The organism is Metabacillus sp. GQ13 (assembly GCF_059758525.1).
Window position 1 is genome coordinate 24987 of record NZ_JCAXET010000019.1, and the last position, 26335, is coordinate 51321.

Sequence of the window (26335 nt, forward strand, 5' to 3'; positions counted from 1 at the left end):
TAGTTGTTCGCATGAAGTACAGCTTCACGTATCTAGATTGGCATCGTGCTCTTTTCTTAGAAGAGACCTTTGTCATTAAAGGAGTAGGAAAAAATGGAACTGAAAAGGATACTTACATTATCTGTCTACCTATTCTTTATACTTGCTCTCTCCTCCTGTAGTATTCAAGAGTCAAGCCCTATTTCTATAAAAAAACATGCTCCAAAGGAATCTAATATAGCAAATACAAAATCAACCATAAAATCCAAAGAGGAACTTACATTTGCCATCATTTATCCTGTAGCACACCCATTTTTTGAAGGAGTAACAATCAGTGCAAAAGAAACAGCTGAAAAAATGGGAATTAACGTAATCATACAGGCACCAGATGCATCAAATATTGATCAACAAATCCAACTTTTAGAAAAAATGATCAAAAAAAAGGTAGACGGTATAGCTATTGGTCCTACTGATCCTACAGCCTTAACACCATTTATAAATAAAGCAGCAGAAGCTGGTATTAATATTATTTGCTTTGATACGGATGCACCTGAAAGTAATCGCCTCTCATTTATCGGGACAGATAATTTAGCAGCAGGTAAGCATCTAGGAGAAGTTGTTGCCAGACTACTAAACTATCAAGGAAACATTATTGTTAGCACCGGTATTTCAACGATGTTAAACCTTAATGCAAGGGTCGATGGTTTTACACAAACTGTTAAACAACATTCTAAGATGAAAATTCTAGATATTCAATCAAGTGATGGAATCCCTGCAAAAACATTGTTGAATATTGAAGAAATGGTAGAAGAACATCCTGATTTTGATGCATTAGTTGGAGTAGATTCTCTCTCAGGACCAGCAGCAATAACAGCATGGAAGGCTAGGGGATTAAACAAAACGATGGTTACTTTTGATGATTTACCAATTGTCTTAAAAGGGATTTCAAATAAACAGGTTACAAGTACGATCTCCCAGAGTCAGTTCAAATGGGGAGAACTGATTATTAAACAGCTTTTTGACGCCAAAAATGGTCATGATATCAGCTCACCAATCTATACTAAAACAGTTGAAGTAAATTTAAAGACTTTGGATAAATACGTTAACTCCTCTCATTATGATTATTAATTGGAATTCATTCAGTTTCAAACACTTCTCTTGATAAATGTCACAAGAAATAAGGAAAGATCAATATAATACTTTTATAGCTTCAAAAACGAACTTCCACCTATAAACTGCTTGCCTGAGGTAATGATAGAGTACCCAGGCTTTTTTTGTATGTATCCCGTTGATAAAATGGAATCATTATTTTAAATATAAAACCATTGCTGAATAACAGTATATTTGTTCTCCATCCTCGTCGATGGTTAAAGAAACACTATATTTAATATCTTTAACCTGATTATCTTCTAGATCAACTAAAAATAAGTTTATCTCTTCTTCAAGATCTTTTTCATGTTCTTCATCAAACACCGCTACCTGTAGCATGTCTACACGCCCTTTTTAATACCATTTTATTTTATGGTAGACATGATTATGACTGCTATTGCTAAAAAAACGGTGTTCAGTTTAAAGCTTAAAATCGGATTTACCAAGTCTATGAAAAAAGTGTCTGCTTCCTTTATAGGTCAGCAGACACTTATATGTACTATTATGGAAATTTGTTTATATTCTACTCTTAGGCTTCGTTTCACCTTTATATTCAAGCATACCACCTGTCATATTGACAACATTATATCCTTTATCTTGTAAGTACGCACACACATTACTACTACGTCCACCTGAGCGACAAATGAAAATGATTTGTTTATCTTTATCAATCTCGTCTAGGTTATCCGGAATGTCATTCATACGAATATGTCGTGCTTCTGGAATCATTCCTGCTTCCACTTCTTCATCCTCACGAACATCTATTAGTTCAATATTCTCTTTATTTTCTAGCTTCTGTTGAATTTCTTCAGGTGAAATTTCTTTCAATTCGTACATCTAGTACACCCCTTCATAGTTAATTAATACCTGCATTATATCAATTAACTACGAAGGGTACCAGTACCAGTGCCTATTGTATACTGATTACATCATTTTAAATGAAGCAATCATATAGAATCCTACCGATCATAGAATACGTAAACTTTGCCTATATTATTCTATAGTTAGACCTATGTCGGTACTAGTCTACTGTACACTATTGTAGATACAACGATTTCCTATTCCTTAATTTGCTACGATATTAACCAGCTTGCCTGGCACAGCAATCACCTTGCGTATGTTTTTACCGTCAACATGTTCTTTTACCCGATCGTCTTCAAGGGCGATCTTCTCTAGTTGTTCCTTTGTTACGTCCTTAGCAACTAGTAGCTTAGCACGAACCTTGCCATTCACTTGAACAACAATTTCCACTTCATTTTCCACTAGCTTCGCTTCATCAAACGTAGGCCATGCTTCATAAGTAATCGTTGTTTCATGACCAAGCTTGCTCCATAGTTCCTCTGCTAAGTGAGGTGCGATTGGTGAAATCAATTGAACAAAACCTTCTACATATTCTTTAGGAAGAATGGTTGCTTTATAAGATTCATTTATGAATACCATTAATTGCGAGATCGCTGTGTTAAAGCGTAATCCTTCAAGGTCTTCAGTCACCTTTTTTACGGTTTGGTGATAAACGCGCTCAAGCTCCACGTTTGATTCATCAACCACCTTTTCACTTATCACACCACTTTCTGTGATTAATAAGCGCCAAATACGGTCTAAGAAACGTCTTGCCCCATCAAGTCCAGTCGTTGACCATGCAATTGATGCTTCTAGTGGCCCCATAAACATTTCGTATAAACGAAGTGTATCAGCACCGTGAGATTCAACAATTTGATCAGGGTTTACAACGTTACCTTTAGATTTACTCATCTTTTCGTTATTTTCACCAAGAATCATTCCTTGGTTGAATAATTTTTGGAATGGTTCCTTAGTTGGTACTACCCCGATATCATATAAAAATTTATGCCAGAAACGAGCATAAAGTAAGTGAAGAACGGCATGTTCTGCTCCTCCAATATAAATATCAACTGGGAGCCATTGCTTTATTTTCTCATCATCTGCTAGGGCTTCACTGTTAGTCGGATCGATATAACGTAAATAGTACCAACAGCTTCCAGCCCATTGCGGCATCGTATTTGTTTCACGACGACCCTTCTTACCTGTTTCAGGGTCTACGACATGAACGAAGTCTTTAATGACCGCAAGTGGAGATTCACCTGTACCTGAAGGCTTAATTTCAGTTGTTTTAGGCAACACAAGTGGTAATTCTTCTTCTGGTACTGCAGACATTGTGCCATCTTCCCAATGAATAATTGGAATTGGCTCACCCCAGTAACGCTGACGGCTAAATAACCAATCACGAAGTCGGTATGTTACCTTCTTTTCACCCTTTTTATTCGCTTCAAGCCAAGTAATCATATTTTCAATTGCTTCTTGTTTACCTAGACCATTTAAAAAGTCTGAGTTTACATGGTCACCATCACCAGTGTAAGCCTCTTTCGTTACGTCTCCGCCGCTAACTACTTCCTTAATGGAAAGATCAAATTTTTGAGCAAATTCATAGTCACGTTCATCATGTGCAGGTACTGCCATAATTGCACCTGTTCCATAAGTCACAAGTACATAATCTGCAATCCAAATCGGCATCTTTTCCCCATTCACAGGGTTAATCGCATAAGCCCCTGTGAACACACCTGTTTTTTCTTTTGATAGCTCTGTACGTTCAAGATCACTCTTATGTTTGACTGCGTTGATGTACGATACTACTGCTTCATTTTGTTCGGGAGTAGTGATTTTATCAATTAATGAATGTTCTGGTGCAAGCACAGCATAAGTAGCACCAAATAAAGTATCAGGTCGTGTTGTAAATACAGTGAAATTTTCATCATAGCCATCGATATCAAATGTCACATGTGCACCTTCTGAACGACCAATCCAGTTGCGCTGCATATCTTTAATACTCTCAGGCCAGTCAACATCTTCAAGATCTGCAAGCAAACGGTCTGCATATGCTGTAATTCTAAGCATCCACTGTTTCATTGGACGTCGTTCAACAGGATGTCCACCACGTTCACTTTTACCATCAATCACTTCTTCATTCGCTAAAACTGTTCCTAAAGCAGGGCACCAGTTTACGGGAACTTCATCTACATAAGCTAATCCCTTTTTATATAATTGTAAGAATATCCATTGTGTCCATTTGTAGTATTCTGGATCTGTTGTATTGACTTCACGATCCCAATCATAGGAAAAGCCAAGTGATTGAATTTGTCGTCTAAAGTTATTAATATTTTGTACTGTAAATTCCGCTGGGTCATTTCCAGTATCAAGTGCATATTGCTCTGCAGGTAAACCAAATGCATCCCATCCCATTGGATGAAGGACATTAAAACCTTGCATACGTTTCAAACGGGATAATATATCTGTTGCTGTGTATCCCTCTGGATGTCCTACATGTAATCCAGCTCCTGATGGATATGGGAACATGTCAAGTGCATAAAACTTCGGTTTTTCTGAATCCTCAGTTGTTTTAAATGTTTTATTATGTAACCAAAAATCTTGCCACTTTTTCTCAATCTGTTGGTGATTGAAGCTCATCTGATTTCCTCCTTTAAAGCTAGATCTTATGTTTTATTTAGGCTAGTAATACAAGTAGAAAAAACACTCTTTGCGAAAACTGCCTTTATTTATCGGATGCGAACGGATCAAAGTAAGGTGTATTTTTTTAGATTTAGTAATGAATAAAAAACAAGAAAAACCCCCCATCCCAAACAGGGACGAGAGGTTTAATTCCCGTGGTACCACCCAACTTTGGCATAGTTCTATGCCCACTTTGACATCCGTAACGTGGATAGACGACAAACACTACTTAACCAATCTGGCTTTCATATTTGTAACTCAAAGGCGAGTTCGTAAGCATAGATCGATTGACTTGCACCAGCCGTCAACTCTCTGAACACATTCATGCAAACTACTATTCCTTCTCTCCGTTCATTTTATATAAGTGATTAAGCTTATTTTATATAAATTTGGCTAGATATGCAAGTGTACACGTGGGGGACAGGCCCCATTTGGTTTGTTTAAACGACTATTAATTGGCTGAACCATTGGTATATGGTCGTTTTTCCTTGTTGGGGACTGGCCCCAAACTATTAGGAGCTAACAATAACTTGCTTACTCTCAACCGTTTGCTTCAGCTTTCTATCATAAATTAAGGTTGTGATAATTCCGATACTTAACAGACCAATTATGACCATGAATAGCAAATTCATATTATAATAGTCAACAATCATTCCACCTAATAGCGGTCCGATCATTCTTCCTCCTGTCGCAGTGCTGTTAACAAATCCTTGATAGAAACCTTGTCTACCCTTTGGAGCCAGTTGATCTGCGATGGTAGGGACTGCTGGCCAAATCAGCATTTCGCCAATTGTTAGGATAATCATCGCTAGTAAAAATCCACTAAAATTCACAGCGTTCGCAGCCACAATAAACGAAACAATAAACACAACAAAACCGAAGATCATTTGTTGTTTTAATGATTTTGCTACATACTTTACAAATTGAGCAATGACAGGTTGCCCACAAACAATTAAGACACCATTAATTGTCCATAAAAGACTATATTGACTTAACGGTATGTTTAAGCTTTGAGTGTGAGATGAAATAGTCGTTGACCATTGGACATATCCAACCCAACATAATAAGTAGCCTATACATAGGATCACCAATGGGAAAAATTTCTGAGGATTATTCCCACTTGCCTTTTGCTCTAAAATCGATGTCTGACTAACAATTCCAGCATCAATATGACGATAACCGAACAAGGCAATGAAAAAGAAGATCGCGTAAAGTGCTGCATTTGCGATAAATATATAATGAAAAGAAAATGTTGCAACAATTCCTCCTAATGAAGCTCCTGCCGCAACACCGACATTTTGTGCAACGTAAATCGCATTAAAAGCTTTTCTACCACCTTCAGGCCATATATTCACTGCCAATGCATACGTTGCCGGAAAAACAATACCTGATCCGAAACCGATGAAAGCAAGTAAATACGTATACGTAGGCCAGCCATGAAAGAACATTAACAGAATAACCGAGACCAACGTAATAGTTATTCCTAATATAATGGTTTTAAATCCACCAATTTTATCAAATAATACACCGCCGGCAAGATTTCCAATGACAGTTGCTCCCGCATTGACCATCAGGACAACTCCAGCCACTGTTAATGATTTACCTAAATGTTCATGAATATAGATCGTATTAAGTGGCCATAAAAATGATGCTCCCATAACATTGATCATCATTCCAATTACAAGCAGCCAAAGAGAACGTGGCATATTCATCCTCCTTTAAAATTAAAATTCAGAGCAATAAAAAAAACACGGACGGTATCTATATAGATAAACACCACCGTGAGATATTCTAACTCCTCAAAGAATTTTAGCCGCTTTTCCCTTGATTTGCAATCATGAATGTCATTCCTGACTAATGTTGTAATAATGGCAATTTACCGACTTTTCAAGCTCCCTATTAAGGGTGAATATTTACTTTAAAAGAAGATACATAAGTAGGTCATCTACATACCTACCATTAATAAAAAATTCATCAATTAATCTTCCTTGATCAATAAATCCAACATGTCGATAAAACTGAATCGCTCCTTCGTTAGTAGCCAGAACACGAATTGATAGTTTGTGAATACCTCTGTCAATCGCAACTTCTTTCGCTTTAGCTAGGAGACTTTTCCCTATTCCTTTCCCTTGAAATGCCTCATCAACTCCGATATCTAGTTCCATCACATGCTGATTCGTTTCTAGTGGGGTAGAAGCATGAAATCCTAAATATCCAACTACTTCTCCATCAGCAAGAGCAACCACTTGGCTTCCCGCGGGATTTTGTTTTGAAAATTCACTTACTGATTTCCAATGGATTGTTGCCGGAGTTGTTGTTGCACTCCATATACGATGATCTAATTCAACCAATTGGTTAAAGTCACATTCCTGTGAAAATCGAATTTCTAACTCCATAACGAATCACCTCAATTTGTATGCTTTTGATACTTTACCAACATAAGAAGCTGTCTAAATTTATAGACTATAATTCTCTTCTCAGTGCAGATAATACATTAATATTGGTTGCTTTAACAGCTGGGCGGAAGCCAGATATCATCGCAACTCCAATACTAATTCCCGCTGAAATTAAAACAAGACTTACTGGGATATACGAGAAGGTAAACTCTATTTGACCTTCTTCACCGAGTGCTGATCCTACTACAAGTGGAAGAAGCATATTTACAGCAAAGCTTATTGCATAGGAAATAGCCACGCCTATGATCGATCCAACAATCCCAATATAAGCACTTTCCATTAAGAACAAGCGACGAATTACATTTGGTTGAGCACCTAAAGCTTTCATAATACCAATTTCTTGTGTTCGTTCTGTAACAGCCATCGTCATTGTATTAAAAATTCCAATCGAGGCAATTAAAACAGCAATTGTGCCAACAAAAATTAACCCTGCTTTAAATATAGTGAAAAATAAATTGATACTGTTTAATTCCTCTGTGATTGAAAAAACCATGTACCCTTTATCTTTTATATCATTCGTCACTTGTTCTACCTGCTCTATACCTGATGCATAAACAAAAACTTCCGTATAAGGGATATCATCTACTGCTTTTTCCTCAGTATTAATAAATGTGAGGATTTCTTCCCTAAATTCATCATTAATGTAAATACCTCGATCTTGCATCCAATCTCTAGTAGGTTCTTTTGCTATTCCAGATATTTTGAATGTATAAGACTTTGACTCTTCTACCTCACCATCAACATCTTTCGTGAGGTTCATCGTAAATTCCTTTCCAATTAGATTTCCTTCATAACCTGTTGGTTCTTCAATTTGGCCGTCAGATGTTTCCATCGCTTCTTGATATTTCTGGTTTTCTTCTTCTGTTAAAAGGGTCTTTGCAAAATGAAAGCCGACAATAACTTCATTTTCTTTTTTAGGGACCTTTCCTTTTTTTAAAGCTAAATTAGCTTTAAATTCCTCTTCCATATTCGTTATAATGGTGGGATGAACATCTGCCTTTCGATCCTCAAATGTAACCTCAACTGGCATATCGACGTAATTTCTGCGTACTACTGCAGTAACATTGTCTGTTTCTGCAAGTTCTTTAAGGTTTTCCTTAGTAAGTTGTTCACTACCTTCATCTGTTTCTTTCCCTTGTACAGTTACTTCTGTTAATACCTGTTGAGATTTAACCTCTTCTGTCATTGTTTTTTGAATTCCGAACCCAACAGAAGCTAACACAATCAAGAATGCACATGCCATCGTTGTTGCAAGAATAGTCATAAATACACGGAGTCTGTTTTTTTTCATGTTTTTCCTCATGAATTTCAACTGATCTTTAAACTTCAACGACCACACCTCCTTTTGATAGCACTCCATCTTGTAAATGGAACTGATGGTTACTAATTTTAGCAACTTCATCATCATGGGTAATAATAAAAAATGTAATTCCCTGTTCTTTATTTAATTGAGTTATTAGCTTTAATATTTCAATTTCGGTTTCAGAATCAAGACTACCCGTTGGTTCATCTGCTAAAATGATGCTTGGTTTCGTAATCATGGCCCGAGCAATACTAACTCGTTGCTGTTGTCCTCCTGATAATTCATTTGGATAATGTTCAGCATGATTATGTAACCCAACACTTTCCAACATCTCCATTACCATTATCTTACGCTTATCTGAATCAATTCCTTTTAATGTTAATGGTAATTCTATATTTTCAAAGGTGGTTAGACTAGGTATTAATTGAAAGCTTTGAAAGATGAAACCAAAGTGATCTAAGCGAAACTTAGCCCACTCCTTTTCGTTATATGATGTAACATTCGTATCATTAATAATGATGTCACCTGCTGTCGGTGAAATAAAACCTGAAATTAAATTAAGCAACGTTGATTTACCTGACCCACTACGGCCAACAATCGAGGCGATCTCTCCTTTATTAATGTTCAAAGAAAGATCCTTCAAAACAGAAATTTCATTTTCGTTCCCCTTTTTACCAACCTTAAAGGAATGACTTAAATTCTTAACTTCAATCATAATTTCTCCTCCATATTGTTTATCTATTTTTTTTCTTGTAAATAACAAAATAACTAATAATAAACCCAAGAATAACGCCTAAAACCGCACCAACAAAATAACCAATCATACTATGTTCTAGTGAACTGAGATAACCAAAAGCACTACACCCCAAAAAGCCAATTAATATAACCATCACTTGAATTGGTTTTTCCATCCACTTCCACATAAAAAAGGATCCATTGCGTTCAAATGGCTGTTTAATAAAAGCATAATACCCTATCATTAAAAATACCGTTGCTTCAATAAAAGGAGGATATACCTCTTTTATTGGAAAGCTTGCATATTTAAAAAATAAGTAAGCTAACGGCGTTATATTGTATGTTCCCCACAAAATTTGATCATTAAATCGTAAATGAATATCTGTAAAAACCTCTAACTGGACAGTAAATAAACCGAATATTAACATAGGAAGTATGCTAACAGAAAGTGTTACAAGACCTTGGGCAAATGCTGATCCTGTCAACGAACCAATTGCCAATGTCATCGTATACACCAACAACATCCCTCCTAGTAAATACCAATAATAATTATCAAAATTAACGGTTGAAATATTGAGAAATCGAATGATCAATCCTGTTATTCCATATGAGACAAGCCAACTGACCAAAATACTCCCAAAGCCTATCATCCACTTGGAAAGAAAGATACTTGCTCTTGAAAAAGGCATCCCTAACGTGAATTCTAAGGTACCATTGTTTCTCTCAATCCCTATTTGGATAATTGCTAACGTGAAAACAAATAGCATAAAAATAAAAGATGGTCCAAAGTTATCAAAATTAATTGTAAATAAACTGGTCATGTGTGACTTTTGATAATTTTGGAAATCCAAATATTGAATCCAAAGTTGGACAGGTATCACCAAGCCAATTGCTAAATTTGTTACTAACAGCAGAACCCAGTTTTTATTCATTTCCTTTCTTAGCATCTCATTGTCTACCATCTTCGCTTCCCTCCAAACCTTGCAATAAATACTTCTTCAAGGCTGACTGGAAGTTCGTTCCAAATAACTGGTTTTAACTCTTTAATTGATTCTAGTATGTTATGGTCATCTCGGTTTAAAATAACTGTGTAAAAGACTCCAGATGATTCCAAAATTGAGATCCCTTTTTCCCGAATTTTCAGCTGAACATCTTCCTCAAAGGCTAATTGAACTTTCATGTAATTTTCTTTTAACTTTTCAACGTCTAGAATAATAGATAAATGATTCTCTTCCAAAAACGTTATCCGATTGCATATTCGTTCAATATCTTCTAAACGATGTGATGCAATTAGAATCGTTGTGTTACGTGATGCTACTTCATCTATCATTAATTGCAATAAGTCATGTCTTGTTACGGCATCAATCCCATCCGTAGGTTCATCGAGCAAAATCACCGCTGGTCGAGCTGCAAAAGCTAGAATGAGACACATTTGCTTCTTTAACCCCGTAGATAAGTCTCGATATTTCCTTGTCTCAGGAAGTCCGTAACGATTGACTAATTCATTTGCATACGTCACATCAAATTCAGGGTATACCGAGCGCATCATTCTGACTAATTGCTTATATGTATATCGATCATAGAACGGTGTTTGCACTGGCATATAAATAACTTTTCTCTTTACAAGCGGATGGTCTATAATCGCTACATTCTCAAATAATATTTCACCTTGTTCGGCTTGAAAAATTGTTTGGATACATCTAAGTAATGTTGTTTTTCCTGATCCATTACGACCAAGTAAACCGAAAATTTCACCTGGCTCTAATTTTAAGTTTATGTCTTTTAACACTTCGACCCCATCAAGTGTTTTCGTTAGATTCTTTATCTCTAGCATGGGCTTGTCCTCCCACTTCATGCTTAATTTCATCAATCCACTCATATATTTGCGTAAAATCAATACCCGCATAAAACGCATCAATTATCAGTGGTTTAAGCTGTTCTTTAATCATCCCAATCTTCCCTTCATCAACCGTTTCTCTAGCATTTTCGGTTACATAAGTTCCTCTACCACGTAGAGTTTCAATCATTCCTTGCCGCTCTAGCTCTTTATAGGCTTTACTAACTGTATTCGGATTAGCTATGATCATCGTTGATAATTCTCGAACAGATGGTAGCTTGTCTCCATTCTTCAGCAACCCCTTAAAACAAAGCTCCTTCATTTGTTGAATGATTTGTTCATATATGGGAGTTGAACTTCTCGGATCAATTTGGATCATTGTTTCTCCCTCTTTCTGCTATTGTCTAAAAGTTTAATGTTTTATTATGTAAATTCATGCAATCTCCGGAGGATGTCAGAGTCATTTTGCGAAAAGAGCACGAAGATAAACTAAAACCTTGTACATTAGTACATTGTATGGAAAACAACAATCTTTACGAAAAGAACCATCCTTTTAGATTCAATTTTCCGAAAAGACATTATGTGTATTATACTAATTAGTACACTTAATACACTAATATCTTTTCAATATATTGTCAACTAAAATATGTACGACTAAAAATTAATAGGATAGATCGTTTAGCGACTCGATGTTGACTTATCTTAAGGAGGCGAGTCTAAGATTACTGAGCTCTGAGCATTGGACGTCTCGAGCGATATGCAATGCAGGTAAGCTTATCAACATTACTAGAATTTTATAATTTCCTGCTAAAAGAAATAATAAAAAAGGACCAAATTGGTCCTTTTTTTACTTACTCTTATTCTCTACTCTCTGCTTCGATTTGATTGGCTGACCTTTTTTTGCATTTTTTGCTTTGGCTTCAATAACCGGATCATAATCCTCACCAAGTTCAAGATCGTTACTATTTACGCCATTTTTTGTTTTTTGCTCTGGATTATTTTGTTTAGAACGCTTTTTCACTTTACTCCTCCTAGTGTCTTCTTAAGATCATGTCATTTTGTACTTGTTGGAGTTGTAGTCTCATGCGGTGAATCCTGTCTTGCTGCTCATCATCAGCACTTAACGCTAAATGATTAATTTCATTAACGGAATTTTCCAACCCCTGTAAAGCATTTGTATATTCCAATTGATTATAATGTTCTTGCTGTGCCCCAATTTTGCTTTGTTCGCGAGCATAATCTAATGCATCCGTACAACGCTGCATATATTCATCAACAGATTGTCTTGTTGCCATTTTATCTCTCCTCCAAACGATATGAAGTCAAAGAATTACTCCATCAATCATATTGTTTACAAGAAAAAGAAAAACTTGACTTATAATATTTGGTAAGTATAAAGGATTTCTGTCAATATGTATGTGATCATGTTAAAATTTTTTGAGGATCTTTTTCTTTTGGTAAATCTTTTATAAGTACATTATAAGGAGGTATCTGATGTGATTCAGACAAATCCATTTCTCTTTGCAACAGATAATAAGCGCTACCATACATGGAATTATCATTTGCGCGATACATTTGGTCATAAAGTATTTAAGGTTGCATTAGATGGTGGCTTCGATTGTCCTAATCGTGACGGTACTGTCGCTCATGGTGGTTGTACGTTTTGTAGTGCAGCTGGATCAGGTGATTTTGCCGGTAATCGAGCTAGCGACCTTGTGACACAATTTAATGATATAAAGAGTAAAATGCATGCAAAATGGAAAGATGGAAAGTATATGGCTTACTTTCAAGCCTATACCAATACCCATGCGCCTGTAAAAGTATTGCGAGAGAAATTCGAAGCTGTTCTCAATTTAGAAGGTGTTGTCGGTTTATCGATCGCAACACGACCTGATTGCTTACCAGACGATGTAGTGGAGTATTTAGCCGAATTAAATGAACGGACGTATTTATGGGTTGAACTTGGTCTACAAACCGTTCATGAAAGAACGTCACTCCTTATTAATCGAGCACATGATTTTAAAACTTATCTAGATGGTGTAAACAAACTTCGTAAGCACGGGATACGGATTTGTACGCACATAATTAATGGACTGCCTTTAGAAAACAAAGAGATGATGCTAGAAACGACTAGGACTGTTGCTGATTTAGATGTCCAAGGAATTAAAATTCATCTCTTACATTTATTAAAAGGAACACCTATGGTAAAACAATATGAAAAAGGAAAGCTCGATTTTCTTTCCCAAGAGGATTATGTAAACCTAGTTTGTGATCAATTAGAAATTCTACCACCTGAAATGATTATTCATCGAATTACAGGTGATGGACCAATTGATCTAATGATTGGACCGATGTGGAGCGTAAATAAATGGAGTGTATTAAATTCGATAGATGAAGAATTAGGAAGACGAAATAGTTTTCAAGGAAGATACTATAATAAAGAAAAGGAAATAATGTCATGAAGCTCCTACGGATATTACCTTTTGCTAAACAGATCATTCAGTCAGCAATCGAAAAAGGAGATACTGTTATTGATGCGACAATTGGCAATGGTCATGACACTGTTTTCTTAGCAGAATTAGTCGGAGAAAAAGGACATGTCTTCGGATTCGATATTCAAGAGGATGCGATCAATAAAACGGCTGAACGCTTAATGAAGGCTGAATTGAAGGAGCGGGTAACACTTCATCACTTAGGACATCAGCATCTTCGTTCAACGATTCCTGATAACTTACATGGATCTATATCGGGCGCCATTTTCAATCTAGGTTACCTACCAGGTGGAGATACAACAATTGTTACGATACCAGATACGACCATATCAGCAATAGAACAGCTTTTGGAGATAATCAAACCTGAGGGGATTATTGTTATCGTCATATACCACGGACATAAGGAAGGACAAGTAGAACGTGACAACTTGATGAAGTATGTCCAAGCGATAAATCCAAGTATTGCCCATGTTTTACATTATCAGTTTATTAACAAGTTCAATAATCCACCATATATTATAGCCATAGAAAAATGCAAATGATCGTTATCATAAAGCAGCGCAAGTATATTTTAACAAAACAAAAGCAGTGAATAGAATCAAAATCTTCACTGCTTATATATATTCAGTTACAGTTTTATGAACTCTTCTTCCATGTTAGCTTTTGAAATGCCCGATATGCCCTTCCATTATAATAAAAGAATATTGAGGTCATTCCACCCAGCTTGATTAGTCTCTTTCTCATTTTATTGAGTTCCTTTTGTGAGGCAACCTTATCATCTGAAAGATAGACACCTAATAATCCTCGATTAATGAGTTTGTGGAAATTTTCATGAGGAATACCAGTAAGGTTATTATCAGCTTTTAGAACAAAATGTTCGAATCTTTTCAACATCGCCGTTTCAGATTCGTAATAACTGCAAAAATTTAAGTCTCCTTCAATTCTATCCTCTTCTTGGTCAATTAAATAATCCAACAAAATATGTAATCCTTGAACATAAGGGAAATAACTATCTCTTATTTGAATGGCTTGCTTTTCTTCAAAGCTTTCTTGAAATCCATAAGCGACCAAACAAAATATTCCTAGTGTCGACCCCGTACAAGCGGAAAACTCATACCATTCCATTTGTGGAAGATTTGACTTATGTATTTCAAACCAATTTTCCAGTCTTTGAACACGTTCTTCTTTCTTCACATGTTTATGTACCTGCAAATCACAATAATAGCTCGAAAGCTCTAATAAATACTTTGATATAATTGGATACGTATTTAAATCAACTAACACATTTTGACAAGTTTGAACAAGTTGATGTAGATATCCACCGTCGTCTTGATCATCTCTATATTGATAATAATTTTTACATGGTGCTCCACAGGTGAGAGCATCTAACATTGATTGATGTAACATCCGAAAGTCATCTGGATCCAACGATGTACTTCGATCACATAAGTTATCTAGATAATCACTTATTGTTTGATAAGCAACAATAAATTCAATACATTGTTGCTTATGTACTCCAGCAATTATTGATAAAATCCCTCCACCTTCACAGTGAAATTCCTTTTGTTCAATACTACTGACTGCTTGATCCCTAAGCTCTTTATTCGGAATATTTTCTGCCTGTTCTCTCCAATGTTTAATATAAAAATGGACAATTGGAAAAACTTCTCTATATACTTTTGTCATTAATCTAATTGGATGCTTTGGCACTGTCAAAGGGGTTGTCACCTCTTGCTTTTAGATTTATATGTTTTAGGGATATTTTAACTAACCCTTTTGCAGTTATCATTATTTTACCTTTTTTATTTGCTCATTTCTTTTAATACTTATATTTTACTTTGTTTCAGGAGAATGTGCATCAAAAAAGCGTCTTGCTGTTTCAAACACTACTTCACGTTCGGGTTCACTAAAGATTTCATGATAAAAACCTTTCCATTCTTTATATGCCTTTTCCAAGATATCTACCTTATTAAACCATTCCTTCACTAGGGATTTATCAACAATTTTATCTTCTCCACCCTGCATCAAAAGAAGAGGCACATCTTGAAATTCTCCCACTTGTTTATGAGCAACCTCCATAGCCTTAATTAATTCACGATACCATCTAACAGAAACTTTTGTCACATATAATGAATCATTTTCATCGGTATCCTGTATTTCTTTATTTCTAGTTGCCATCGCAATGCTAAGATTTGATTCCACTTTATATGAAGGAGCAACTACATTTAAACCTTTAGAAGCAAGCTCTAGAGCCTTGTTTGGCTTATAAATTGTTCCTAAACAAGGGGATGATAAAATTACCGCTTTTACCTCATGATGCTTTTCCTGAAGTAAGCGTATTAAAATTAATCCACCCATGCTATGACCAAGCAAAAACAATGGCAAATCATACACTTTTGCTTCTTTGATCCAAGAATTGACCTCTATAATATATTCGTTAAAGGATTCGATATGACCTCTTCTTCTTGTCGTTGTTCCTTGACCCGGTAAGTCTCCCATCAAAACATGATACCCTGCTAGTTTCCACATTTCTACAAGCCATTTATATCGACCATGATGTTCAGCTGCTCCGTGCACCATAACTATAACACCTTTTGGCTGTTCAATCTCAGATTCCCATTTCCACATGATTACTCTTTCTCCCTTCCATTTCCAAGTTTAAAGCGAAAGTATAAGTACAGATGTTTTTTAAGTGTTTATTTTTCGTATATAGCTAAAACGGTATGTAATAAAACTGACTTCGTACTCTTTTCGTTTAATGATTTAGTTATTTTTCGAAATTAGTACTAATTCTTAAAATAAGGCTGTTTTCGCAAAGATTGTTGTTTTCCGTACAAAGTACTAATGTACACGTTTTAAGGATATCTTCGTGCTCTTTTCACTAAATTAGTCTGATATCCCTTTAGACATAGCTTAAATTTAGATCAATATTCATACTAGAGCAACAAACTTTTAGAAAAGAGCCTAAAATAAAAACTACTGAGCTGGTTTTAACCACATCCCAGGGCAACAAAAACATTTAGATAAGAGTCTACACACTTGATATAATAAATGGAAGAATAGATCCATTATTCCCAATAGAAAGGATTGAAACAATCAATGATATATTCTTATAAAGACAAAACACCCCAAATAGCAGATTCAGCTTTTATAGCTGATTATGTAACGATTACTGGTGATGTAGTTGTTGGAAGTGATACAAGTATTTGGTTTCAGACGGTTATTCGCGGAGATGTCGCCCCTACAATAATTGGTAATAAGGTCAATATTCAAGATCTTTGTTGCTTACACCAAAGTCCGAATAATCCACTCTTAATAGAAGATGAGGTAACCATTGGCCACAGTGTTGTTCTCCATAGTTCGATTATTCATAAAAAGGCCCTAATTGGTATGGGTTCAATTATTTTAGATGGAGCAGAAATTGGTGAAGGAGCATTTATAGGCGCAGGAAGCCTTGTTCCACCCGGGAAAAAAATCCCTCCTAACTCGCTCGCATTTGGAAGACCCGCGAAGGTAGTGAGAACTTTAAATTCTGATGATATAAAAGACATGGAACGAATTCGACACGAATATGTTGAGAAGGGAAAGTACTATAAGTCCATACAAAATAAAGGCAATAATTAAGCTCATTAATCACTAAAAAGTAAAAATTCACTCAGGAAGAACTAACCTTTTTCCAGTACTGTTCCTGGGTGGATAATTTTACAGGTTACAAAAGCAATGAAAAAGCTTAGCTCTTCATTTCAAAAATAAGGCACAATTAAGCCCATAAAATCATAATTTATAAATAACCTAGAAGTGCTGTGGTCAATTCCTTACATTCGTTTATTATCTTATAACTTCAAATCCTAATCAAGACGTTTAACATCAACTCTACAAGTGTCTTTCAACTTGATGATACTAAGTAGTTCCAGTTCTTATTTTATATTGTATAGAATTCATTAAGATTATGAAAACTTTAATCATTATTTTTTACAATTTCTTATTATGGACTAAACATTCCTCACTTAAAATAAAGAAAAGAGGTAAAGGGGGAGTTTTCACAATGAAGACAAAGCTACTTACAAACATGTATGATTTTGATTGCAAGTTGTTCAGAAGTGTCAATCGCCATTTCGATCATAAGTTTCTTAACTTTTACTTCCGCACGATTACACATCTCGGAGGGGCAATTACTACAATTGCTGTATGCCTTGTCTTATTCTCTTTCACAAAGGGACTTGTTCAGGCTACTAGTATTGCAAGTGGAGCAGCACTCCTAATAAGCCACTTACCTGTTGCGTTAGTTAAACGGTTATATCCACGTAATCGCCCTTATTTAACTTTATTAGAAACTAAAGTTACTGCTAACCCTTTACGTGATCACTCCTTTCCTTCTGGACATACTACTGCTATATTCTCTGTTATTATTCCGTTTATTTTACTTATGCCATCATTATCCCTAATCCTCTTACCAATAGCCATTAGTGTAGGATTGTCAAGAATGTATCTAGGTTTACACTACCCTTCTGATGTAATAGTAGGTTGCTTACTCGGATCGTCTTCAGGATTTATTAGTTACTTTTTATTAAGCCTTTTCCCAATAATACCACCCCTGTAAAACAGAAATAGATTATTGACTGACATGTACCTTTCACTTATTAGTAACTGGAGGGATTCGATGAGAATAGCTATTTTTACAGATACCTTTTCACCTGATGTTAATGGTGTTGCTCGTACGTTAAAACGCTTTACCGATTATTTAGAGACAAACGGTTATGAATACAGAGTCTTTGCACCAGTTAGCACAACCGAAAACCGATTTTCTAGTCATATTCATCGTTTTGCTAGCTTACCATTTTTTTTATATCCGGAATGTAGGTTAGCATTACCAAATATGCTTCATGTAAAGTCAGAGTTACAACGTTTTAAGCCAGATATTATTCATGTTGCAACACCTTTTAATATTGGGTTATGTGGTTTACATTATGCTAAAAAACTAAATATCCCGATAGTTGGTTCATATCATACTGATTTTGATCAATATTTAGATTATTATGATCTTCATTTCTTATCTAAATTGCTGTGGAAATATATGCATTGGTTCCATAAACCACTATTAAAAATATTTGTTCCTTCTAAAGAAACGATGGAACAATTAAAACGAAAAGGTTTTGCTAATATTCGTATTTGGGGGAGAGGTGTTGATTGTCAACTCTTTCATCCATACGCTTCTAATGATGTACGTGAACACTATCAAATAACAGAAAAGTATATTTTTTCATATGTTGGACGTCTTGCTCCGGAAAAGGACATTGAAACACTTATCAATATTTCCGAACGTTTGCCCGAAGAGATAAAGTCTCAAGTGCATTGGTTAATTGTCGGGGATGGCCCTTCTAAGGAGGATATGTTAGCAACAGCCCCTAAAAATATGACTTTTGCTGGCTATTTAAACGGAGAAAGTTTGGCACACATTTATGCATCTTCTGATCTTTTTATCTTTCCTTCACCAACAGAAACGTTTGGTAATGTCGTTTTAGAAGCACTTGCAGCTGGGACACCTGTCATTGGAGCAAATTCAGGAGGGGTGAAAAATATTATCCAGCAAGGAAAAACTGGATATTTGTGCGAACCAAAAAACGTCGACCAATTTATAGATGCAATAAACCATTTAGTGGAGAATTCCCCACTCCGAATTCAAATGGGGGTGGAGGCACGAAAATATGCACTATCACAAACTTGGGAACAAATCTTTGTTGAGTTATTGAAAGAATATGAAAATACGTTAGTTGAGATGAGCACCATTCGATATGCCTAAATCCACCTATTAAGCACCTTTAAATAGTAGAAAAGCACACGTGTCCATTTAACGATGTATAACTAAGAACACTTCGTTTGGGATAAAGAAAACAGGAAGCGTGGTAGCGATGCGATGTTGACTTTTCGTATGGTGAGGGAGTTCTCTAGTTGTTGAACGCTTGCACTAAACAAAATCTACGTACAAAAAATATATATCTGCTATATAATAGAATTAACAGCCGGTACTCTTTTTAGAGCCGGCTGTTAATTCTATTATATACGACTTATTAACTTATATTTTTTTCAAAAAAGCAGTTGGTTTCATATAAAAATTAATAGCTTACTGGGGTCATTTATTGTTCTATTCCTATTTCATTCTATCAAAGTAATGATTAAGCTTATCACCAAATTTATTTAATGATTTAGAGGATTGGTTAATCATACTCATTGATTTCACTTGGTTATCGACAGATGCAGTAATTTCCTCTGTTGAAGATGCAGTTTGTTCTGCAACAGCTGATATATTTTGAATTGAATCAAAAATGACATAACTATGTGCTGAAACATCTTCTATTTCCCTATTTAACTTAGAAACACCATCTATTATTTTATTTATCGTTGTAGAAACATGATTGAATTCATTTTCAGTTTTTAGAACACTCTCGTTTAAACCATTTGATATATCGGATGTTTGAGCCATAACCATTACCGTGGATTCTGTTTCTTGCTCGATATTTTGTATCATCGTTTGGATTTGTGATGTAGCTTGATTTGTCTCCTCTGCAAGCTTTCTCACCTCTTCGGCTACAACTGCAAAACCTTTGCCATGTTCACCTGCTCTCGCAGCCTCAATACTTGCATTCAAAGCTAAGAGATTCGTTTGTTTTGAAATGCTATCAATCGTTGTTACAATACTTGAAATTTGATGTACACTTTGAAATAGTGTCGTTATTCCAATACTTATTTTCTCTAACATATTTGCATTTTCTTTATTAGATGATTGCAGCCCATTCACACTCGATTTCCCAGTTTGTACAGCACGGGAACAATCTTCGGTTAGTTGAATTATAACATCACTTTCAGCAGTCATATTCGTAATGCTTTCCTGTAAATCATTGGCTTTTTGACTTGTCGATTCTATATCAGCTGCCTGAAAAACAGAGCCTTTTGTAATTTCATTTAAAACTTTAGCAATATCTTCACTCGTTGCAGTAGTTTGCGCTGTTAAAGCTGAAAATTCTTCTGAGGAATGTGAAATTGAGTCTCTAATATCTTTCAACTCTTTAAATAGCAAAGTTGTATTTTTATTAATTCTGTTTAATGATCTAGCTAATAATCCAAAATCATCATTGCCTTCAGATAATGGTTCTTCAGGTAACTTTCCTTCTTCCATCACTAAAGCAACCGATAACATATCATGTAATGCTTTTAATCTTTTATTTGCAATCAAATAGAATATCGTTAAACTAATAATCGTAATTCCAGCTGTAACACCGACAATTGTCATGACTATATGCAGTAATCCATGATCTTGTTCTAAATCACTTCCCAGAAAAAAGTAACTCAATAACCCAATCGAGCTTGTCATAATTAGTACGAGTATAGCGATGGCAATTAATAGTTTCCCAGAACTCTTCTCAAAATATTTCATTTGTTTCATTGCGAATCTCCCCCACAAGTATCTGTTTTACCTTTTATATCGGTAAAATTATGACCGTTTTAAGTTCTTTACATCTATAATAAAAGTTGTTTTCGTTTTCGCAATGATGATGTTTTTTATAAAACTCTAAATAAGTTCGAATTTTTTATGAATTGTATGGTTATCATTAAAAGAACACTGTCTTTTACAGTTCAAACTCCCATTCTTCTCTTACTAGTAAATAAAGAATAAACAAATTATTTTCTAGCTCTTCATTCGTTTTCCCTTCCACATTAAGACCTATTTTAGAAAATAAGATTTCTGCCACCTTCTTCGTTAGTTGCTCCCTTTCCTCTTCCTTAAGTTGGAGGATTCGGTTACTATAAGTCTTTAATAAATCCCATTCTTTTTTACCTAATGATCTTAGCACTAACCCATCTACGATCGGATCCTCTTTAGTAAGACCTCTGCTTTTAATCTCTTTATCTAAAGGCGATAGCTTTCTTGTATTCTTCCTTCTACGTTCATGGACAACAATCGTACCAGCAACAAGATCCCCAATCCGTTTGTTCTTAGAATGAAAGAAAACCATCACAATCCCTAATAAATAACTTGCTGGTAAGCTATCAATTATCCGTAATAAATTTCGAATAAAACTCGATAATAACGTTAAGCTATGACCATTATCTTGAATCACTCTTATTCCAATCAATCGTTTTCCGATTGTTTTGCCACCTGAGAAGTATTCAAGGGCAAAGAAGTATCCCCAATTTATCAAAAATATACTAATAATCGTTATCGCTATTGGGAACGACATAAGATCGTCCCAATAAAACAGATCATTAAAACCATATAAAAAAAGTAATAAGCAAATAATGATGAGAATATTGACGATCGTCAAAATAATTTGGTCGATAATGAATGCGGCACTTCTACTTCCGAGTCCTGCTGATTGAAATTGAAGAGAAACAAATTCAGGTGTTTTGATATCAACTTGCTCTTGATTCATCTATGTCACTCATTTCATGGTTATTTTTTCCTTTAGCTATTTCTATTTCTCCACTAAATTACTATAATATAAGATAAAGCCTTCGTAAAAGGCATGAATAATCTAGTAGACAAGAAGGTGTGCATAATGAACATAAAACAATTTGTAAAACAGCATCGTGAAGATTGGAAACTGCTAGAGCAATTGATATCTTCTTTACACGAAAAAAAACCCGCAATGACAGGGAGTGATATTGATCATTTTCATCACCTTTATCAGAAAGCTGCTCAACATCTCTCTTACAGTCAAACGTATTTCCCTAATGAAGATGTTACATCATACCTAAACGGTCTTGTTTCTAAAGCACATAATCTTTTATACAAAGACCAGGTTTCAAGTATGAAACAACTAAAATATTTCTTTAGCACTAAATTTATCGGCTTATTTTTGGAACAGTGGAAATTTGTTGTTATCGCGATGTTCCTTTTTAGCTTAGGCACATTAGGTAGCTATTTTGCCGTAATCAATGATCCATTGCATCTGCATTCTGTACTTCCTGCTGACATAGCTCAGAGTGTGAATCCTAATCAACTTGGTGATCATGCAGTTAATTCACCACTTATGTCCTCGACAATTATGACAAACAATATCCAAGTAGCGATACTTGCATTTGCGAGTGGCGTCACATTTGGCATTTTAACGGTCTATTTACTCGTCTATAATGGTATTATCATTGGTGCTCTAGCAGCTTTGTTCTACCAACATGACAAAGCCTACGATTTTTGGGCTTACATTGTCCCACATGGGATCATTGAACTTACAGCCATTTTTATAGCTGGAGGTGCAGGTTTGTTAATGGGCTATAAACTATTTGTACCCGGACCTTATTCAAGAGGCTATCAATTAAAACAACAAGCGAAGCGTTCCGTTCAATTGTTTCTTGGTACGATTCCTTTGTTTGTTATTGCAGGAGTAATCGAAGGCTTTATTACCCCTGCAGCCATTTCACTTGAGGCTAAATATATCGTTGCTTTTATCACTCTAATTGGCTTAATTCTCTATGTTTATATAGGAAAGCTACTACTAAATAGAAAGCAAACTACAGCAGCCCTCGATTCATAATATCGATATAATAAGATACTGCAGCTGTAGCAAGTTTTTCTTCCTGGGCCTCAATCATTTGCAGGCCCTGTCTTTCCCACTTTATTTTCTCACGCCTTTTATAAAGCATTTGCTGTTGAGCGATACTTTTCATCATTGTATTCTTTATCGTTTCTGGTTTTGCCTTTATTTTTCTAAGAATCATCTCGTCTTCAATACCTATCATTAGAAATAAATGCCGTTGTCTTAATCGCTTAAGATAGGTTAGTGCACTCTCTTCGTGAAGGAAGGTTTGAACGTCACTAAATAATAGGATGAGGCTGCGTTTTTTTTGCATGGTTTGTAGGTAGGTTAATACCTCTGCATAATTGGACTCCACTGCATCTACTTTTAGATGATAAATTGCCTGTAGAATGGTTTGCATATGAGCCATACCTTTTCCATGTGGGACAAAGACCTTTACATCCTTTGAAAAGGCTAGTACAGAAACATAATCTCCCTTTTGTAAAGCAGCAACAGTTACAGTTAAAGCCGCTTCTAACACCTTCTCTAACCGATTCCCTTTGCTTAACTCTGCCCCCATCATTCTGCCACAATCAATTAACAATGTAATATATTTTCCATGTTCTGGTTCATATTCATTTGTCATTACCTCATGAAGCTTTGCTGTTTGGCGCCAATTTATTTTCCGCGGGTCATCTCCAACTACAAAGTTTCGAACCTTTGTAAATTCTCCACTACCACTTTGATACTTTCTAATTTTCATACCCTCGTACAATAAGAATTGTTGAGCATTTTCTAAAAAATTCCTCGTTTCTGTTAAATCTGGTATAACCTTTACTTCATCCTTTAACAAAACGGTTACTTGCTTTTCCCAAAGACCGAAATGACTTCTATAACGGAAATAAAATAGTTCAATCTTGTATTTACCCCTAATTGGGGCACAAGTTTGGTATGTAACTAACCCCGTAGTTTCTTTACGAATTTCACCATAAAGAGGGAAATCCTTCTGAAATGATTGCGGAATTCCATCCACGAACCGAAATGTGATTGGGTGGGATGAGCCGTTTTTTATCTCTAATTGTACTTGATAGGAAAGTCCTCTTTCCATTTCATTAGCTATTGTTCGTTTAAAATTCAACTGCTTCTTATTTGGAGAGAACCATAGGTCTATTAAACTAACTAAAAAGACTAAGCTATTGCCGATGATGATAAAGGTCCAAGACAAATTCCATTTGGTTGCTAGTAAAAGAAAGAGAGAGAGAAAAAAGAATATGTAAAGTAACCGTTTTGTCGGTAAAATCCCTCTATCTTGGAACAGGAATCGCCCCCACAAGCTCTTCAATGATTTGGTCAACGGTTGCTCCCTCCAATTCTATATGTGGAGATAATTGTATACGATGTCTTAATCCAGGTTTTGCTACGATCTTAATATCATCTGGTGTAACATAATCTCTACCCGATAAATAGGCCCATGCCTTTCCTGCTTTTCCTATTGATATTGCAGCACGCGTACTTGCTCCAAATCGGATCGATTCTGTCTCCCTTGTCATTCGAACTAGCTTTATAATATACTCTAGAACACTTTCCCCTATCGTGACCTGATCAATTTCTCTTTTGATTGTTAAGAATGTTTCCACATCTAACACCGGCTCGATTTGACTGCCACCAAGACTTTCTTCAAGAATGAGTTTTAAAATACGTTGCTCTTCTTCAAAGGAAGGAAAATCAATAATTAGCTTAAATAGAAATCGGTCCTGCTGTGCTTCTGGTAATGGATATGTACCTTCGAATTCAATAGGATTTTGGGTTGCCACTACAAAAAAAACATCTGATAGTTGGTAGGTCTCACCTTGAATGGTAACTTGCTTTTCTTCCATCGCTTCTAAAAGGGCTGCTTGTGTCTTAGCAGGTGTACGATTTATTTCATCAGCTAATAGAATATTGGTAAAGATTGGCCCTTTCAACGTTTGAAATGTACTATCCTTCATATTATAAATCGTGCTACCCGTGATATCACTAGGTAATAAATCAGGAGTAAATTGGATTCGTTTAAAGCTTCCCCCTATTAGACTAGCAAGAGTTTTGACCATTTGCGTTTTCCCTGTTCCTGGAACCCCTTCTAGTAAAACATGTCCTCCTGATAAAATAGATGCTAATAAAAGCTTGAGATTTACACTTTGCCCCATGATCCGTTTTTCGTATTTTTCTAGTAAGGATGCCAATTCTGCATTCATCCTTCCTCCACCTCTTTCCTAAGTTGATCTAATTTTTTTGCCCATATCATATATTCTTGCTTGGTAACTGTATCTTGTTGTAAAAGGTTTGACAGTTCTTGGACGAATGAACGAATTTCTTGTTGCGGAACCTGCTTCCATCTTTTTTCAAGGTGGATATCTACATCAATCCATTCCTTATTAGAGGGTACTCTCCAATTCTCCTGCAGGATAACTCTTACATAATCTGCTTGAATCTGAAGTGAATCCTTAAAACGGCGTCCTTTCAAATACCAAACAGCTATCGCGTTGATTCGTTCATCACTGTATCGAACCGTTTCTTCTCTAGGAATGACGACTTGCCCGAAGCGTTTACCTTGATACCAAAGGACTAACAATGTGAGTAATATACCTTGTAGCATGAAAAGTAAAAACCATTTCGGATATACTTTTACAAATATAGCACTCTGTTGTCCATGTATGTATTCATTAAAAATGATGCTATTTGCGTCGACCTCATTAAATAGACTCAACATCAGAGGGAGATGACCTTCCTCTAATATATTTTCGTTCGTGATCCAATTTGGAGTATTTGCAACGATTAACTGACCGTCTCCGTAAGTTCTTTTAATTGCGATCGCACGTCCATTTTCACTTTGTAACAAGACTTCATCCTGCTCTTTCGCTTCAAAAAATACGACAGAACCAAACTCCGATACATATTTGTTCTTATGGTTATCTACTATTTTCTGTGGTAAAGACTCTTCTAAGTTAAAGGAGATCTGCAAATCAAATAATTCTCTTGGGTTTTCCTGTAACAAAAGAATTGTATGACCAGACTCCATAAACTTAATATATTCAGCAATTTCGTCTGAATCAGGCGTGATAGATGGCTCAATCATTACCATTAATTGATTTTCTACCTCGCTAGATAAATGGTTCGGAGGATGTGACCATCTTTCTACTGAATCGATTTCTTTATCTAAATACGTATAAAAGGCTTTTACACCGGTAGGAGAAGGAGAATGTGAAACAAAATTCGGATAATTCTTTGGTTCAGAAGAACCTACAAAGTAACTGCTTAACATAATGATAAGTATCAGGATCAGAAACCAGATCCACTTCCTTGTATGTAAC

At 35.6% G+C, this 26335-nt stretch carries 26 protein-coding genes and 1 other annotated feature; of the genes, 7 read left to right on the forward strand and 19 right to left on the reverse strand.

The window, feature by feature from the left end:
- Positions 1 to 93: 93 nt before the first annotated feature.
- Positions 94 to 1107, forward strand: a complete 1014-nt coding sequence (locus tag AC6CHR_RS20355) for a substrate-binding domain-containing protein (protein WP_498250869.1) — start codon at positions 94 to 96, stop codon at positions 1105 to 1107.
- A 177-nt stretch (positions 1108 to 1284) separates the two neighbouring features.
- On the opposite strand, the gene AC6CHR_RS20360 is transcribed toward AC6CHR_RS20355, so the two are convergent.
- The 12 genes from AC6CHR_RS20360 to AC6CHR_RS20415 form a co-directional block, all read right to left on the reverse strand.
- Complete coding sequence (locus AC6CHR_RS20360; RefSeq protein WP_498250870.1) at positions 1285 to 1467, reverse strand: sporulation protein Cse60; 183 nt, start codon at positions 1465 to 1467, stop codon at positions 1285 to 1287.
- A gap of 177 nt (positions 1468 to 1644) precedes the next feature.
- A complete protein-coding gene (locus AC6CHR_RS20365) occupies positions 1645 to 1965 on the reverse strand; it encodes a rhodanese-like domain-containing protein (protein WP_498250871.1) in 321 nt (106 codons plus the stop codon).
- A 228-nt stretch (positions 1966 to 2193) separates the two neighbouring features.
- A complete protein-coding gene (gene leuS, locus AC6CHR_RS20370; protein WP_498250872.1) occupies positions 2194 to 4608 on the reverse strand; it encodes a leucine--tRNA ligase in 2415 nt (804 codons plus the stop codon).
- A 172-nt stretch (positions 4609 to 4780) separates the two neighbouring features.
- Positions 4781 to 5007, reverse strand: a binding site (T-box leader).
- A gap of 155 nt (positions 5008 to 5162) precedes the next feature.
- Positions 5163 to 6356 (reverse strand): MDR family MFS transporter, encoded by a 1194-nt coding sequence (locus tag AC6CHR_RS20375; RefSeq protein WP_498250874.1) that lies wholly within the window; start codon positions 6354 to 6356, stop codon positions 5163 to 5165.
- 207 nt (positions 6357 to 6563) lie between these two features.
- Complete coding sequence (locus AC6CHR_RS20380; protein ID WP_498250875.1) at positions 6564 to 7046, reverse strand: GNAT family N-acetyltransferase; 483 nt, start codon at positions 7044 to 7046, stop codon at positions 6564 to 6566.
- A 67-nt stretch (positions 7047 to 7113) separates the two neighbouring features.
- Positions 7114 to 8436 (reverse strand): ABC transporter permease, encoded by a 1323-nt coding sequence (locus AC6CHR_RS20385; protein ID WP_498250876.1) that lies wholly within the window; start codon positions 8434 to 8436, stop codon positions 7114 to 7116.
- Positions 8426 to 9124 (reverse strand): ABC transporter ATP-binding protein, encoded by a 699-nt coding sequence (locus AC6CHR_RS20390; RefSeq protein ID WP_498250877.1) that lies wholly within the window; start codon positions 9122 to 9124, stop codon positions 8426 to 8428. Before AC6CHR_RS20390 ends, AC6CHR_RS20385 begins: the two co-directional genes overlap by 11 nt.
- Positions 9125 to 9143: 19 nt before the next feature.
- A complete protein-coding gene (locus tag AC6CHR_RS20395) occupies positions 9144 to 10106 on the reverse strand; it encodes an ABC transporter permease (protein WP_498250878.1) in 963 nt (320 codons plus the stop codon).
- The gene (locus AC6CHR_RS20400) at positions 10100 to 10978 is read right to left on the reverse strand and encodes an ABC transporter ATP-binding protein (protein WP_498250879.1); all 879 of its coding nucleotides are present in this window, start codon (positions 10976 to 10978) and stop codon (positions 10100 to 10102) included. The genes AC6CHR_RS20395 and AC6CHR_RS20400 overlap by 7 nt, the downstream gene beginning before the upstream one ends.
- Positions 10944 to 11360, reverse strand: a complete 417-nt coding sequence (locus tag AC6CHR_RS20405; RefSeq protein ID WP_498250881.1) for a GntR family transcriptional regulator — start codon at positions 11358 to 11360, stop codon at positions 10944 to 10946. Before AC6CHR_RS20405 ends, AC6CHR_RS20400 begins: the two co-directional genes overlap by 35 nt.
- 468 nt (positions 11361 to 11828) lie before the next feature.
- Positions 11829 to 12002 (reverse strand): glycogen biosynthesis protein GlgD, encoded by a 174-nt coding sequence (locus AC6CHR_RS20410; protein WP_498250882.1) that lies wholly within the window; start codon positions 12000 to 12002, stop codon positions 11829 to 11831.
- 10 nt (positions 12003 to 12012) lie between these two features.
- Positions 12013 to 12276, reverse strand: coding sequence for a YtzC family protein (locus AC6CHR_RS20415; RefSeq protein ID WP_498250884.1), 264 nt, complete (start codon positions 12274 to 12276; stop codon positions 12013 to 12015).
- A gap of 201 nt (positions 12277 to 12477) precedes the next feature.
- Here AC6CHR_RS20415 and mnmL point away from each other — a divergent pair, with 201 nt between their 5' ends.
- Together mnmL and mnmM are read left to right on the forward strand one after the other, a co-directional pair.
- Entirely contained in the window at positions 12478 to 13443 is a 966-nt protein-coding gene (gene mnmL, locus AC6CHR_RS20420) for a tRNA modification radical SAM protein MnmL/YtqA (RefSeq protein WP_498250885.1), read from the forward strand.
- The gene (gene mnmM / locus AC6CHR_RS20425) at positions 13440 to 14015 is read left to right on the forward strand and encodes a tRNA 5-(aminomethyl)-2-thiouridylate-methyltransferase MnmM (protein ID WP_498250886.1); all 576 of its coding nucleotides are present in this window, start codon (positions 13440 to 13442) and stop codon (positions 14013 to 14015) included. The genes mnmL and mnmM overlap by 4 nt, the downstream gene beginning before the upstream one ends.
- A 94-nt stretch (positions 14016 to 14109) precedes the next feature.
- Here mnmM and tbcS read toward each other — a convergent pair whose 3' ends face one another.
- Together tbcS and AC6CHR_RS20435 are read right to left on the reverse strand one after the other, a co-directional pair.
- Positions 14110 to 15189: a tetraprenyl-beta-curcumene synthase gene (tbcS, locus tag AC6CHR_RS20430; protein ID WP_498250887.1), complete on the reverse strand. Its 1080-nt coding sequence runs from the start codon at positions 15187 to 15189 to the stop codon at positions 14110 to 14112.
- A 117-nt stretch (positions 15190 to 15306) separates the two neighbouring features.
- Positions 15307 to 16101 (reverse strand): alpha/beta hydrolase, encoded by a 795-nt coding sequence (locus AC6CHR_RS20435; RefSeq protein ID WP_498250888.1) that lies wholly within the window; start codon positions 16099 to 16101, stop codon positions 15307 to 15309.
- A gap of 471 nt (positions 16102 to 16572) precedes the next feature.
- Here AC6CHR_RS20435 and AC6CHR_RS20440 point away from each other — a divergent pair, with 471 nt between their 5' ends.
- From AC6CHR_RS20440 to AC6CHR_RS20450, 3 genes are all read left to right on the forward strand, one after another.
- Entirely contained in the window at positions 16573 to 17097 is a 525-nt protein-coding gene (locus AC6CHR_RS20440) for a gamma carbonic anhydrase (protein WP_498250889.1), read from the forward strand.
- 421 nt (positions 17098 to 17518) lie between these two features.
- Complete coding sequence (locus AC6CHR_RS20445; RefSeq protein ID WP_498250890.1) at positions 17519 to 18073, forward strand: phosphatase PAP2 family protein; 555 nt, start codon at positions 17519 to 17521, stop codon at positions 18071 to 18073.
- Positions 18074 to 18133: 60 nt separating this feature from the next.
- Complete coding sequence (locus AC6CHR_RS20450; protein ID WP_498250891.1) at positions 18134 to 19273, forward strand: glycosyltransferase family 4 protein; 1140 nt, start codon at positions 18134 to 18136, stop codon at positions 19271 to 19273.
- 348 nt (positions 19274 to 19621) lie between these two features.
- Here AC6CHR_RS20450 and AC6CHR_RS20455 read toward each other — a convergent pair whose 3' ends face one another.
- Both AC6CHR_RS20455 and AC6CHR_RS20460 read right to left on the reverse strand, forming a co-directional pair.
- Complete coding sequence (locus tag AC6CHR_RS20455; RefSeq protein WP_498250893.1) at positions 19622 to 20914, reverse strand: methyl-accepting chemotaxis protein; 1293 nt, start codon at positions 20912 to 20914, stop codon at positions 19622 to 19624.
- A 184-nt stretch (positions 20915 to 21098) separates the two neighbouring features.
- On the reverse strand, positions 21099 to 21902 hold the full coding sequence (locus tag AC6CHR_RS20460) for an RDD family protein (protein ID WP_498250895.1): 804 nt from the start codon (positions 21900 to 21902) through the stop codon (positions 21099 to 21101).
- Between the two features lie 126 nt (positions 21903 to 22028).
- Between AC6CHR_RS20460 and AC6CHR_RS20465 the strand changes: the two genes are divergently transcribed.
- Positions 22029 to 23003 carry a stage II sporulation protein M gene (locus AC6CHR_RS20465; RefSeq protein ID WP_498250896.1) on the forward strand — a complete coding sequence of 325 codons (975 nt, stop codon included), beginning with the start codon at positions 22029 to 22031 and terminating at the stop codon, positions 23001 to 23003.
- Here the strand turns inward: AC6CHR_RS20465 and AC6CHR_RS20470 are convergent.
- The 3 genes from AC6CHR_RS20470 to AC6CHR_RS20480 are packed head-to-tail and all read right to left on the reverse strand — an operon-like array spanning position 22981 to position 26286.
- The gene (locus tag AC6CHR_RS20470) at positions 22981 to 24339 is read right to left on the reverse strand and encodes a DUF58 domain-containing protein (RefSeq protein WP_498250897.1); all 1359 of its coding nucleotides are present in this window, start codon (positions 24337 to 24339) and stop codon (positions 22981 to 22983) included. The genes AC6CHR_RS20465 and AC6CHR_RS20470 overlap by 23 nt on opposite strands.
- Complete coding sequence (locus AC6CHR_RS20475; protein WP_498250898.1) at positions 24290 to 25219, reverse strand: AAA family ATPase; 930 nt, start codon at positions 25217 to 25219, stop codon at positions 24290 to 24292. Before AC6CHR_RS20475 ends, AC6CHR_RS20470 begins: the two co-directional genes overlap by 50 nt.
- Positions 25216 to 26286 (reverse strand): DUF4350 domain-containing protein, encoded by a 1071-nt coding sequence (locus AC6CHR_RS20480; RefSeq protein WP_498250899.1) that lies wholly within the window; start codon positions 26284 to 26286, stop codon positions 25216 to 25218. The genes AC6CHR_RS20475 and AC6CHR_RS20480 overlap by 4 nt, the downstream gene beginning before the upstream one ends.
- Positions 26287 to 26335: the final 49 nt, after the last annotated feature.